At 69.2% G+C, this 13,613-nt stretch carries 7 protein-coding genes and 1 pseudogene; 2 read left to right on the plus strand and 6 right to left on the minus strand.

Annotated features, from left to right (window positions below; all coding sequences use genetic code 11):
- The first annotated feature begins 61 nt into the window (after window positions 1-61).
- Window positions 62-679: a hypothetical protein gene (locus tag ACZ6ZR_RS25110; RefSeq protein ID WP_465645822.1), complete on the plus strand. Its 618-nt coding sequence runs from the start codon at window positions 62-64 to the stop codon at window positions 677-679.
- Here ACZ6ZR_RS25110 and ACZ6ZR_RS25115 read toward each other — a convergent pair.
- The 3 genes from ACZ6ZR_RS25115 to ACZ6ZR_RS25125 form a co-directional block, all read right to left on the minus strand.
- Window positions 673-2,490: a CHAP domain-containing protein gene (locus ACZ6ZR_RS25115; RefSeq protein WP_465645824.1), complete on the minus strand. Its 1,818-nt coding sequence runs from the start codon at window positions 2,488-2,490 to the stop codon at window positions 673-675. The genes ACZ6ZR_RS25110 and ACZ6ZR_RS25115 overlap by 7 nt on opposite strands.
- A 163-nt stretch (window positions 2,491-2,653) precedes the next feature.
- On the minus strand, window positions 2,654-4,855 hold the full coding sequence (locus ACZ6ZR_RS25120; RefSeq protein WP_465645826.1) for a glycoside hydrolase domain-containing protein: 2,202 nt from the start codon (window positions 4,853-4,855) through the stop codon (window positions 2,654-2,656).
- A gap of 85 nt (window positions 4,856-4,940) precedes the next feature.
- The gene (locus ACZ6ZR_RS25125) at window positions 4,941-6,455 is read right to left on the minus strand and encodes a DUF8189 domain-containing protein (RefSeq protein ID WP_465645827.1); all 1,515 of its coding nucleotides are present in this window, start codon (window positions 6,453-6,455) and stop codon (window positions 4,941-4,943) included.
- Window positions 6,456-6,614: 159 nt separating this feature from the next.
- Between ACZ6ZR_RS25125 and ACZ6ZR_RS25130 the strand changes: the two genes are divergently transcribed.
- A complete protein-coding gene (locus ACZ6ZR_RS25130) occupies window positions 6,615-9,515 on the plus strand; it encodes an AfsR/SARP family transcriptional regulator (protein WP_465645829.1) in 2,901 nt (966 codons plus the stop codon).
- A 486-nt stretch (window positions 9,516-10,001) separates the two neighbouring features.
- Here the strand turns inward: ACZ6ZR_RS25130 and ACZ6ZR_RS25135 are convergent, their stop codons facing one another.
- The 3 genes and pseudogenes from ACZ6ZR_RS25135 to ACZ6ZR_RS25145 all read right to left on the minus strand — a co-directional run bounded on the left by ACZ6ZR_RS25135 (window position 10,002) and on the right by ACZ6ZR_RS25145 (window position 13,380).
- Complete coding sequence (locus ACZ6ZR_RS25135) at window positions 10,002-11,366, minus strand: hypothetical protein (protein ID WP_465645831.1); 1,365 nt, start codon at window positions 11,364-11,366, stop codon at window positions 10,002-10,004.
- A 569-nt stretch (window positions 11,367-11,935) separates the two neighbouring features.
- The gene (locus ACZ6ZR_RS25140; RefSeq protein ID WP_465645833.1) at window positions 11,936-12,589 is read right to left on the minus strand and encodes a YdcF family protein; all 654 of its coding nucleotides are present in this window, start codon (window positions 12,587-12,589) and stop codon (window positions 11,936-11,938) included.
- Window positions 12,586-13,380: pseudogene (locus ACZ6ZR_RS25145) on the minus strand (GntR family transcriptional regulator). Before ACZ6ZR_RS25145 ends, ACZ6ZR_RS25140 begins: the two are co-directional and overlap by 4 nt.
- Window positions 13,381-13,613: the final 233 nt, after the last annotated feature.

Here is a 13,613-nt window from a genome sequence, read left to right on the forward strand (position 1 = left end):
CCCGTCACACACCCCGGAAAACGGATCGTCACGCACCCACGACGACGGCGAGGATGACGGGGTGTCGAAGACCCGGCGGACCGACCCGGCCGCGATCCTACGGAAGCTGCACCGCGCGGCCCTGACCGGCCACCCGGTCCGGCTCCACCGCGCCATCGAGGCAGCCGAGCACGTCGAGGGCTTCGTCCTCGGCGTCACCCCCGAGTGGACCCTGCTGGCCGAGTGCCGGGACATCCGGCTCGACGGTTTCACCGCCGTCCGGACCGCGGACATCGCCCGGGTCCGCGAGCGCGGCGGCGAGGACTCCCTGACGGTCCGTGCCCTGCGCCACCGCGGCCGGTGGCCGGTCACCGCCCCGCCGGTGGGCCTCAACGACCTGCCCACCCTGCTCACCGACATCGGCCGGCACCACACCCTGGTCGCCGTCCACCTGGAGCACGAGGCAACGGACACGCTCTGGATCGGAGCCGTGGCCCGCATCGGCCGCAGGACCCTCCGGCTGCACGAGGTCGACCCGGAAGCCCGTTGGCACGAACGGCCGTCGAAGTTCCGGCTCGGCGACATCACCCGCGTCGGCTTCGCCGGCCACTACGAGCGCACCCTGCTGGAGTTCGTCGAAAGCCCCGCCCCGGCAGCCAAGGCCGTCGGGGCGGGGCCGGTCGGACGCGTGGACTACTGAACGGTCGGCAGCTTCGCGGTGAGCGCGGTCGGGACGGTGACCACCTCGGAGAAGCTGTGGCCGCCCGGGCCGAACTCGGCGGCGCTCATCGCGCGCTTGCTGCCGCCGTTGACGACCATCCACACGGTGACGCTGTCGGGCGAGAGGAGCATCGTGCCGTCAGCGGGGGCGCGCTTGGCCACGGCGGCGGCCTCCCAGGTGCCGGGGACGCCACGCAGCGGCTGCTTGTCGTAGCCGAGACCCGTGTAGTCGCCACCGCCGAGCAGGACGGCCATGCCGCCGGCCATCACGTAGATGGAGGAGTCGGCGCCGGAGGCATTCTTGATCACGGTGCCGTTGGCCAGCGGCTTGGCGACGCTCGCGGCGAGCCACTGCTCGGGCGCGCCCGCCACCGGGCCGTTGTTCCAGACGCTGGAGTACTCGGCGGCGGTCACCGGCAGGGCCGAGCCGTTGGCCGTCACGTACACCGAGGGACTGGCACCGCCCTGGCCCTTGACCAGCGTGCCGTCAGCCGCCGGGCGGGCTGCCGCGGCGTTCAGCCACTCGCCGGGCGCGCCCATCAGCGGCCAGTTGTTGTAGCCGTTCGCGGTCCACTCGCCCGCCTCGATGTGCGCGGCCGCGCCGTTGACCATCACGTACCGGTTCGCGCTGTTGCCGGACTGGTCCATCAGCACCGTGCCGGTCGGCGGGTTCTTGGCGACCGCCGCCCTCAGCCACTCGCCGGGCACGCCCAGCAGCGTGCGGATGTCGTAGCCGTCGGCGGTCCACTCGCTCGCAGAGATGTGCAGCGCCGCGCCGCTCACCATGACGTAGCGGCCCGGGTCCTTGCCGGACTGGTCCATCACGACCAGCCCGCTGGCGAGCGTGCCCTGCTGGGCGGCGTTCAGCCAGGAGGTCGGAACACCCATCAGCGCACGGGTGTTGTAGCCGCCCTCGGTCCAGTCGGAGGCACCGATGTGCAGCGCGGTGCCGTCCACGATCACGTACCGGGACGGGTCGCTGCCGGACTGGTCCATCACGACGGTGCCGCTCGGCGGGACAGCCGGGAGGGCGTTGAAGGCCGCGTCGCCGACCACGACGATCTTGCTCAGGTCATAGCGGTCCGGGGCGACGTCCGAAGCGGCGACCGGCAGACCGGCTCCGCCGACGATCACCTTGACGGCGGGCCCCGCCGCGGACTTCACCAGGGTGCCGGGGGGCAGTGCGGAGGGGTTGGTGGTGGCGGAGAGGACCGGCGAGATGAAGCCGCTGATCCTCTTGGAGCCGACCACCATGCCGGCCCTGACCGTTCCCTTGATGTCGTACGTGGTCACGCTGCCCTGGCCGCCGCCCTGGTTGCCGCCCACGACGCTGATGGAGCCGGAACCGACGGCCGTCACCAGGTTCACGTGGCTGGCCCAGTCGCTGCTGCTGCTGAAGTCGTACACGACGGCGTCACCGACCTGCGGGTAGTCGTGCACGGTGCCGTGCCGGCGGCCGTAGTCGTAGAAGCTGGCCGCCCCACTGGACAACTCCCTGGTGTAGGCGACACCGCTGTGTTCCCACACCCAGCCCGCGAAGTCGGCGCACCAGCTCTCGGCCTGCCCGCCCGAGCCGTCGCAGGAGTCGGACCGGTGGTCGCCGGCGACGTAACCGCCGTGGGCGCACGGGCCGTTGTGCAGTTCGGCGATGGCGTTGGCGGCGATCGTGGAGGTGTCCGCGTGGGCCGGGGCCGCCATCAGGCCGGTGAAAGAGGAGGCGACGGCGGCGAGGGCAGCGAGGCCGGTCAGACCGGCCTTTCGGGCCTTGGGGGTGTTTCGGACAGCAGACATCGAAGTACTGCTCCATTTCGGTGAGTTGGTGGTGCTGAAGATCTCGCGGTCGGCGTTCTCTCGACCCGCTGAGACGATGATGCGAGGTGGCGATAATGCGCGGATAACGTCTTGCCGACGCAGCGTCAGAAAGCTTGTGGTGTCGGCGAGTTGACCAGATGGGTCAGTGGCCGACGGCGAGGATCTGGGCGGTGCCGTCGGGCATCGCGGTGATCGCGGCGCGGGTGCCGTTGAAGGTGGATGCGCCGCCGAAGCCGGCGATGGCCTGGAAGCCGGTCCAGCTGGAGGTGGTCAGACGGGTCTGGTGGTAGACGTTGCCGTCGTTGCCGATCGCCAGAACCTGGGCGGTACCGTCCGGCATACCGGCGATGCTGACCGTGCTGGCCTGCATGGTGGGTGTACCGACGCCGTTGAGCGGGGCGAAACCGGTCCAACTACCGCTGGTGAGCCGGGTCTGGTGGTAGACGTTCCCGTCGTTGCCGATCGCCAGGACCTGCGACGTACCGTCCGGCAGACCGGTGATGGCGACCTTGCCCGCCTGCATGGTCGGCGTGCCGACGCCGTTGAGCGGCGCGAAACCGGTCCAACTACCACTGGCCAGACGGCTCTCGTGGTAGACGTTCCCGTCGTTGCCGATGACGGCGACCTGCGACGTGCCGTCCGCCATACCGGCGATCGCGACCTCGCGGGCCTGCATCGTCGCGGTACCGACCCCATTGAGCGGCGCGAAACCGGTCCAGGAGCCATTGGTGAGCCGGGCCTGGTGGTAGACGTTGCCGTCATTGCCGATCGCCAGAACCTGAGCCGTCCCGTCCGGCATACCGGCGATGGCCACCTTACGAGCCTGCATCGTCGCGGTACCCACCCCGTTGAGCGGAGCGAAACCGGTCCAACTCCCGTTCGCCAAGCGGGTCTCGTGGTAGACGTTCCCGTCGTTACCGATACCCACGACCTGAGCCGTCCCGTCCGGCATGCCCGCGATCGCGGCCTCGGAACCGTTGAAGGTCGGCGCACCACCGACCCCGTTCAACGCACCGAACGGCGCCCAGCCACCCCCGGCCAGCCGGATGTCGTGGTAGAACGCACCGTTGGCCGGCGTCGCGGGCCCGGTGGGAGCCACCTGGACGTCGAGGTAGTCGCGGTCGATGTTGATGCTGATGCCGTGCCAGGTCTCGGTCACGTTGCCGGCGTACTGGTGGACCCGCTGGTGGTTGCTCCAGTAACCGGCGGGCAGCACCGAGTCGTTGGTGTCGGCGGCGTTGTTCCAGTTGGCGGTGAACACCGCGTCGGGCATGGTGTAGCCGTTGACGTTGCGGACCAGGTCGGCGATGCCGGTGGAAGAGCTGCTGTAGACCGCGGAGTTGTAGCCGCGGGCGTGCAACTGCCCGGTCCAGGCCGACAGGAACGAGAGCACCTTGGCCGAGTAGCCCGAGGAGTAGCTCTCCATGTCGTAGTAGAGCAGGCTGCCCGGCGCGAAGCCGAGACCGGCCGCCTGGTCGGCGGCGTCGTCGGCGGCGGCCACGCCCTGGGCGGCGGGCGAGCTGAGGCCGGCCGCCTGCGGGCCGACGTACAGCGGCATGAATCGCCAGCCTGCGGAGGCCTGTTGCTGTACCCAGGAGGGTGTCAGGTTCGGCTGTGCGCAGCCACGGCGCGAGCCGCCGATGTAGATGCCGACCGCGCCGTACGGGGAGTCGGCCATCCAGCCACTCATCGCGCTGCTGCTGGGGGCGGCGCAGGCGTCGAAGCCCTTGCCGGTGTAGTTGGTGGTGGCGGCCGCGACGGTGGCGGCAGCGGCTGCCATCTGCGGTGCGACCGCCGCGCGGGCCGCAGGAGCCTCGGCAGCGGGCGCGCCGGCGGCCTTGGCAGCGGCTCCCCGGAGGGTGGGGGCCTCGGTCTCGGCGGGCAGGCCGGCTCCGGTCAGGATGCGGCTGATCAGGGCGTGGTCGGAGCCGTAGGCGGCGGTCACCCGGACTCCGCCACCGACCGCGTGGATCTCCTGGCCGGTGGTGTTGACCGTGGTGAGGGCCGCACCGGAGGTGACGTCGCGGTCGGGCTGGACGAGCAGTGCCTCGGTACGGTCGACGGCGTGCGTCGGGCAGTCCTGCGAGTCGCTGGGGTCGCCCAGGTAGATCGCGGACCGTCCGAAGTGCACGCAGGCGTGCGGGTCGGCGGCGAGGTCGATCACCGACCAGTCGGCGGGGACGCGGAAAGTGTGGCCCAGATAGCTGACGCTCCGTTCGGTGGTCCGGTGCGCACCCGGGCCGGCGGTACTCGCGGTGGCGGTGGTGGCGGCAGGGATGAGGACGGTGGCGGAGAGGGTCAGTGCGGCGGTTGCCGCACCGAGGCTCCGTCGGGCGAGGTTCACGTGGTGTGCTCCTGTGCGGAGGGGAGGCCGCCCGCCCGGCGGCGGGCGGGTCGGCGGTGATGGCGGGTCGGCGAGCCGCGAGGGGTCAGCGGGCCGTGACGACCATCTGACTGGAACCGTCGGGCATTCCGGTGATGGCGACCCGGACGGCGGGGAGGGTGGGGGCGAGGGCGTAGCCCTGGACCGGCTCGAAGCCGGCCCAACTGCCGTTGGTGAAGCGGACCTCGTGGTAGGCGTTGCCGTCGTTGCCGACGGCGATCACCTGGGCGGTGCCGTCCGGCAGACCGGCGATGCCGATGGAGCTGGCCCGCATCATGGGTGCGCCGCCGTAGCCGTTGAGCGGCGCGAAGCCGGTCCAACTACCACTGGTCAGACGGGTCTCGTGGTAGATGTTGCTGTCGCTGCCGGTCACGATGACCTGCGAAGTACCGTCCGGCATACCGGCGATGGCGACCTTGCCGGCCTGCATCTTCGGGGTGCCGATCCCGTTGAGCGGCGCGAAGCCGGTCCAGGAACCACTGGTGAGCCGGCGCTCGTGGTAGACGTTACCGTCGTTGCCGATCGCCAGGACCTGCGAAGTACCGTCCGGCATACCGGTGATGGCAACCTCACGGGCCTGCATCTTCGGGGTGCCGATCCCGTTGAGCGGGGCGAACCCGGTCCACGAACCGCTGGTCAGGCGGATCTGGTGGTAGACATTGCCGTCGTTGCCGATCGCCAGGACCTGCGAAGTACCGTCCGGCATGGCCGCGATGGCGACCTTGCTCGCCTGCATGGTCGGTGTGCCGACGCCGTTGAGCGTGGCGAAGCCGCTCCACTGGCCCTTGGCGCTGCGGATCTGGTGGTAGACGTTGCCGTCGTTGCCGATGCCCAGTACCTGGGCGCTGCCGTCCGGCAGGCTGGCGATCGCGGCCTCCGGACCGTTGAAGGTCGGCGCGCTACCGATGCCGAGCAGTTGCAGATACGGGGTCCAACTTCCGTTCGACAGACGGATGTTGTGGACGAACTCGTTCGCACTGAGGCTACTGTTGAGCGACCCGACCGCCCAGTTGGCCCGCACCGGCCGGAAGGTTCCACTGCCGGGCAGGTACGGGTAGGGGATGGTGTGGTGCTGGACGCCCGCCGGGGTGAACTCGTAGCCGAGGTAGGAGGTTCGCGAGGAGTCGGTCCAGCTGTCGAAGAGCACCACGTGCCCCGCCGTGCCCGGGGCGTCGTTCAGCAGCGCGTCGCCGGCCTGGAGCTGGTCCTTGGTGATGGCGGTGACGATGCCGTACTGGACGAAGGTGGTCGTGTCGAGGGAGGTCTGCAGGTCCCAGACCATCGAGGCGTAGCCGGAGGAGTCGGTCCGGTAGCGGCCGTAGGAGCCGGTCGACGAGTAGAGCAGACCCTGGCCCACCCAGGCCTGCGCGTCGGCGAGGATGTCGGCGCGGTCGAGGATGGCCCGGGGCAGCGTCAGGCTGCCCCAGATTCCGATGCCGCCCTGGTCTCCGAAGAGGCCGATCGGCGTCCGGGCACGGGCGGGCGGAGCGGTGATCAGGGCCACGGCCAGACCGGCGGCCAGTCGGAGGGCGCTTCGACGGGTGGTGCGCGTGCTGAGCATGCTTCTCCCAGTGCTGTACGGCTGGGGTCGCTCCCGGCTCAGGCGACCTCCGACGGGATAAAGAATGCGAGAGCCCGATAACCCGGCGATAACATCCCCATCCGTAAGGCGTTATCTGGTCGCTGACCAGGACAGATCAAGGTTTCGGGGGACCTTCGAATGCGCTTCGGGCTGCTCGGCAGTCTGCTCGCCCAGGACGCGGACCGGGAGTGCCCGGTCCGGGGGCCCAAGGCCCGTACCCTGCTGGCAGTCCTGCTCCTGAACGCCGGTCAGCCGGTCTCGCTCGACCGGCTGGTCCTCGCCCTGTGGGCCGAGAACGCGCCCAGCACCGCCGAGCAGTCGCTGCGCAACCTGGTCGCCAGGCTGCGCAAGGCCCTGGGCGACGAGGACGGCGACCGGCTGCGGGCCGTCCGCGCCGGGTACCTGCTGCGGGTGGCGGACAGCGAGTTGGACACCCGGCTGTTCGAGGAGGCCGTCCGGCGGGCCGGGGCCGCACACGCGGCAGCCGACCCGGCACGGGTGCTGACCGAGACCGCCGCCGCCCTCGACCTGTGGCGCGGCGCGCCGCTGCTCGACCTCCCCGACCTGGCCGCCGACTTCCTGCCACAGTGCGAACAGTGGCAGGAGGACCGGCTCCAGCTGTTGGAGTGGCGCTTCGGGGCGGAGCTCCAACTCGACCGCCCGCACGCGGTGGTGGCCGAACTGACCGGCCTGGTCGGCGAACACCCGCTACGGGAGGCCTTCCACGGACAGCTGATGCTCGCCCTGCACCGCAGCGACCAGCGGGCCCAGGCCCTGGCGGTCTACCGGCGGCTGCGCCGTACCCTGATCGACGAGCTGGGCATCGAACCGGGCCCGGCCGTGCGCGAGGTGCACCGGCTGGTCCTGAGCGAGCAGCAGCCGGCCGCCGAGCCGGACCGCCCCACCCGCCCGGCGCCCGACCAACTCCCCACCGACCCGCTGCATTTCGTCGGCCGGGCGGAGTCCCTCACCGCCCTCCGCGACACCCTGCTCCGCGACACCGGCCGGCCCCGGTACGCGGTGGTCAGCGGCATGGCCGGGGTCGGCAAGTCGGCACTCGCCGTGCGCAGCGCGCACACCCTGGCCGAGCACTTCCCGGACGGCCGGCTCTTCCTCAACCTGCGCGGCGCGACCTCCGGCCTGACCCCGCTGACCACCCATCAGGCCGCCACCACCCTCCTGCGCGGCCTCGGCGTCGATCCCGCGACCGTCCCCGACGACCCGGAGGCCGCCGCCGCCCTCCTCCGCGACACCCTCGCCCCGACCCGGACCCTGCTGGTGCTGGACGACGCCGCCGGGCTCGCCCAGGTCCGCCCGCTGCTGCCGGCCGGTCCTGGCTGCGCGGTCCTCCTCACCAGCCGCTCGCCGATGCTCGCCCTCGAAGGCGCCGCCCACCTCCGCCTGGCCACCCTGAGCGAGGCCGAGAGCGTCGCACTCGTCGCCGTCGCCTCCGGGCGCACCTCCGCCAACCGCGAGGTGGTGACCCTCGAACAGGGCGACCTGGCCCGCCTGGTGGACCTCTGCGGCCGTCTCCCGCTCGCCCTGCGCATCGTGGCCGCCCGGCTCGCCGCCCGCGACGCACTGCCCGTCCGCAGCCTGGTCGCCCAGCTGACCGCCCACGAGGACCGGCTCGACCAGCTGGAACTGGACGACCTGAGCATCCGTCAGTCCCTCGCGCTGGCCCACCGCTCGCTGCGCGACTCCGACCGGCGGGTCGACCGGCACGCGGCCGACGCCCTGCTGGCGGTCGGCGCGCTGAACCTGCCCGAGTACTCGGCCGCCCAACTGGCCGGGACCTTGGGCACCAGCCAGGCCCGGGCGGCCGCCGCCCTCGACCGGCTCACGGACGTCGCCCTGCTGGACGAGATCCGGCTCGACCGCTTCGCGCCGCACGACCTGGTCCGCGACTTCGCCCGGGAGCTCGCCCAGGAGAGCGACCGGCGCTCCGAACTGGCCTCCGCCGCGCTCCGCTGGTACGCCACCGAAGCCGGACGGTCGGCCCTCGCCCTCGCCCCGGACCTGCACCGCCTGCGGCGGCTGCCCGGCGCGGACGAGCCGCCCCTGGACGAGGAGACGGCGCTGCTCTGGGGCGACGCCGAGTACGTCAACCTGGTCCCGCTGGTCGAGCAGGCCGACCGCTCGCACCAGGCCCCCGCCACCCTCCTCACCCTCGTCCAGGCCCTACTCCCCTACCTCCGCGCCCGCGGCCGCACCGCCGAACTCTCCCAGCTCAACCGCACGGCCCTGACCGTCGCCCGCCGGGAAGGAGACCTGCTCGCCCAGGCCCACGCCCTGGGCGACCTGGCCGGATCGCACTACGACGCCGGCCGCTTCGCCGAGGCGCTCTCCCTCCTCGAACAGACCCTCCCCCTGTGGCGCCAACTCGGCGACGTGGTCCGCGAACAGCTCGGCCTCAACAACCGCGGCATGCTGCTCCAGGCCCTCGGCCGCGACCAAGAGGCGGTGATCGCCCTCGAAGAAGCCCTCGCCCTCGCCGTCGAGCGCGGCGACGCCTACAACGAGGCCCTCGCCCTGAGCGGCCTCGGCAACGTCCTGGAGAAGACCGACCCCCGCCTCGCCATCCTCCACCACAGCCGCAGCATCGAGGCCGGCAAGCGCTCCGACACCCCCGGCGTCCAGATGGCCGGCCTCTGCAACATCGGCTGCGCCCACCTCCAACTCGACGAACCCACCGAAGCCCTCCACCACTTCCGCGAAGCCCTCGCCCTCCCGCCCGGCTCCGCCCATTGGACCACCGAACGCCAGACCCGCCTCGGCCTGATCGACGCCCTCCACCGCCTCCACCGCCTCGACGAAGCCACCACCGCCACCCTCGACCTCCTCGACCGCACCACCCACCTCCAAGACCCCTACGGCGAAGGCCACGCCCGCCACGCCTACGGCCTCCTCCTCGACACCCAGGGCAACCCGGCCCACGCCCTCACCCAGTGGCGCACCGCCCTCGAACTCCTGAAGCCGGTCGACACCGACACGGCCACCGCCCTCCAGGACCTGATCGCCTCGGCCGAGGCCGCCTGACACCTCGCCCCACACAGCAAGGGCCCCTCCGCAACCTGCACGAAGGAGCCCTTGACCTGCAAATCCGAAGTGGGCGCAGACGCTTTCGAACCGCCGACATCCGCCTTGTAAGTTCGACCGGGCGCCTCCCCGACGAGCACAACCCCACTCCTGGGGCGACGTTCCACTGCGTCCACGTGCTCGTTGGACCGCCGACGTCTGCTGCTGTTGATGTCAGGCTCTGATGTCAGACGGCCGGCGCCCACGCGGCCCTGGCTGCCCCTGACGAGCGAGGGGCCCGGACCGCGTCCGTCGAGTCCGGACCCCTCGGGGCGGCCGCTTCGTCCCGAAGCAACCTGGGTGCCTAGGCGGCCTGGGAGCTTAGGGCTGCCGAGCTGCCGAAATCGTCCCTAAGTGTCCGAGGCGGTTCGCCGGAGTCCGCAGCTGTTGTAGCGCAGTTAGACACTCAGTGCAGGACGGAGGTGTTTCTATTATTTTCCTGGATGGTCAGACTGCAGTCTGACTATCCAGGATTACCTCGCAAGCCAGGAATCGAGCGAGTGCGATGTCAGGCCACAGGGCATCAGCTTCGAGGCTTTGCGGGAGAAGGGCTGGGACATCCTCAAATTTTGGGTCATCCTTGGCGTGAACGATCCTATTTCTGATTTTGTAGACCCGGTCGGCTACTTGGCTTGTCAGTGACTGGTGGGCATTCCTGGCATTGATGGACCCTACCCCTCGAATTGGGCCGTTCTTGCCAAAGTGGTCACCCCATCCGCCTTCCGCAAAGAACCCATCCAGCCTATCCAGGCGCACGCATTCGTCAAGGAGAGTCCGGAGCTGACTTGATTCTGCGGCATTAAGGGATCGCTCCCCAATTTTGAGAATCTTAAGGAGATCTTCTTTGCTGGCTCGACTAAATCGAGGGTCTGAGAGCTCCTTCCCGAGCTGGCGAAGTGCGGTCCTTTTGACGGCTGCGGGGAAGTAAAATTCCAACACCTGATAATAGGATAGGAATGAAAGCGGAGGATTCTCTTCTGCGCTCCCTGCGAATCCGAACAGGGTGGACATTTCCGAATTTACGCGCGTCTCGGGAAATCTTGCGAATGAGTCATGTCCCTCATCGCGCAGGGTCCTCCTCGACGGACCGGAAGAGGGCCATCGAATTGTCCGAAGCCGCACCCCGTTTCGCACGTCGAGCTCATATAGAAGTGAGCTTAGAATCTCCCGGGCCTCGTTTTCCATGGAAGCCTTTCCCTTAGGTTCGGGAAAGTGAATCTTCAGGCTTGCTTGAGCGTTTCCGTCTGCAGGGGGTCGAATCCGCGTGGCCCCCGCCCATAGTGCACATGCTGGCGAGGTCCCCGAAATTTCTAGGCAAGGAGTCCCGTCGCCGCCAGAGATGTGTACAGAAATTTCCCGACTTCCGCGCTTCAGTGGAATTGAGGAGAGGGGCGTATTATCTTCGACGTGGCGACAGTCCGGAATTCCCTCTGGCTTAAGGTCCGCTAGGGAGTATCGAGGCGGGGCGGCATATGACCCATTTGCTAGCAGGATGACCTCTAGGTAGCCGAGTGATGGAATGCAAATTCCTCGAAACTCGGAGTGGACTTCAATTCCCTGGTCGAGCTGGTTATGCAGTGCCGAAACTGAACTTCTCGGAACATAAGCCCCGCCGGGGCGGCCGGGCAGCTTTGCGATTTGAGAGAATTGGAGATGTTCGCCTTCGATTCCAACGAATCTAATTCCTGCATCGGAAAGAACCTTGGCGGCGCTTTTTTCGATCTCAGTGAGGACAGACGGATAGTCCTCGTTCGGTGAGCTAGTTACCCCGTCCTCATCGTCGAGATCGAACCGCTCTTCCGCATCGCTCACTCCAAGACTCCGATCTAACGGCACTACCAGTACAGCCAGGTGCTGGGAGTCTGGCATGCTAGCGGCCAGCCTGCACCGGATTACGGAGATTTGCCCTCCGTGGGCTGCCGCAGGTGGTGGAGCGGTTTTGGCCGGTGTCCTGTCGGGGTTGGGTCCGAGCATGATCGGGGGGCCGTAAGCTGACCCGCGAATCGGGCAGGCTCCTCGCCGGCCCGCAATCTGGCCGAGTGGCCCCCCGGTCTTGCTCGGTGCGGGCCCCGGGCTCGACAGGTGGGTAAAACCGTGGAGCCGCCCGCCCCCAGCCACGGCGGGGTTGGCCACCCTCGGACCGTTCCTCGCCTGGCGCGGCCGGCCGCCGCCGAAGCGGGGCGAAGATAGGAGCGACGGCGAGCGGCTGAGGCCGCGCGCGGCGCGCTTGCGCGCCTTGAAGCAGTAGGGAAGATCTTTCCGCGCCCTCTGCGGCTGGACTGCCACACGGGACGCAGACACAGAACGAGGGTGGACCCGATCAGCGTGCTGATCGGGTCCACCCTCGCTGGAGCGCAGAACCAGAGCCTCCGAAGCCGCCGTCAGCCGGTCGGGATGAGGCGGCTTGTGTACCCGTGGGATGCCAGCCGCTCGTACGCGCCGAGGACATCAGCGGGTACTGCCTGGCTGATCGTGAATCCCTGCTGTGGGTAGATGAGAAGGCGTTGGAGGGCGCCGACAAGCATGTCGATGACCTTCTTGTCATCGGCGATGGACACCAGGTACTCGTCGAAGGTCTGCCCGGTGGAGGCGCTGACGACCTCCACCTCCGGCCAGAGCTTGCGAGCGGTCGCGTAGGCCCGCCGCTCCTCGTAGGGCTTGCTGACCAGCAGTACGGACGAGACCTTCACGCCGGCCTGTTCCAGCAGCTCCCGCGAAAACCGGATGTTGTCCCCGGTGTTGCGGGCCCGTGGCTCGACCAGCACCGCAGAGCCTGGCACTCCGAGTTCGAGGGCCCGCTCCTGGTAGTGCACGGCTTCACCGCGCGGCATGACCGCCTGGGTCGTCGGGCTCGTCGCTCCAGTGAAGACGATGAGCGGCACAAGACCCTGGTGGTACAGGTCGGCGGTGGCGTCCGCGACGCCGAGGTCGTGGCTGCCGAGCCCCACGGCCACAGAGCACGGGCGCGGGTCGTGGTGCATCTGGTGGTAGTCCCAGATGATCTGAGCGTCCGTGAGGTCCTGCTGCGGCGTCACTTGCCCACCTTCTCGGCCTGGCTGGAGTCGGGTACCTCGAAGTCGTACCGCCAGGCGAACCGCGATGCGGCGTGCACGCCGATCGCGAACTCGACCACGATGCCGTCGGCGGTGTACGTCGTCCGGTGCAGCTCCACGACCGGCTCACCGGAGGGAAGTTGGAGGAGCTTGACCTCCTCAGGGGTCGCCGCCCGGGCGAACAGCTCCTCGCGCATGTGGTCGATCTCGAAGCCCGCGTCCTAGAGCACCCGGAAGCCGCCGCCACGGCCGGCCGGTCCAGGAGTCGGGTCCACCAAGATTGTCCCCTCAACGTGCTCGGGCCTGTAGTAGCTGGTCAGGGTGTGCGTCGGCTGCTCGCCTTCCTTGACGAGGCGCGCCCGCGCGTACACCGGGGAATCGGCCGACAGGCCGTGCGCCGCAGCGACAAGGGCCGGTGCTGCTATGTGTTCGACGGTCTGGGTCTGCTCGTTCCGCTGGTATGCCCGCCCAGAGGCAACCCGGTCGGCGATGAAGGCGGCCTCGTCACCGCGGAGCCACTTGGCCTTGTCGTACCGCTCGATCCCGATCCGCTTGCGCGGCGCCCGAGGGCGCACGATGGTGCCGTGCCCCCGGATCGAGGTGACGAGACCCTCGGCCCCCAGCGCCTTGTACGCCTGACTGACGGTCGCCTTCGAACCCTTGCCCGCCGCGACCTGATCCCGGATCTCCGGCAACTTCTGCCCAGGCTTGTAGTCACCGTTCCGAATCTGCTCGGCCAGCTCGTCCGCCAGCTTTCCCCACTTGGCTGCCATGTGCTCCCTTCCGCAGAAGGAGCAGAAGGAGCGGAACACGACCCCAGGAGCGAGAAGACCAGAGTTCCGACTTTGGCCTGCCGTGGCCCACACGAAGCCCTGGATCGCCGGCTTCGCAGTCGGATCGTGGCACCGGTGCTAGTACTGCAACGGTGCTTATTGTGACGAGGCTTCAGCTCTTGGGCTGTGGCCTCGTCTCTTGTAGTGGCTGGTCCGGGCCTGATGCTGGCGTC

This window comes from Kitasatospora sp. NPDC088742, assembly GCF_055584905.1.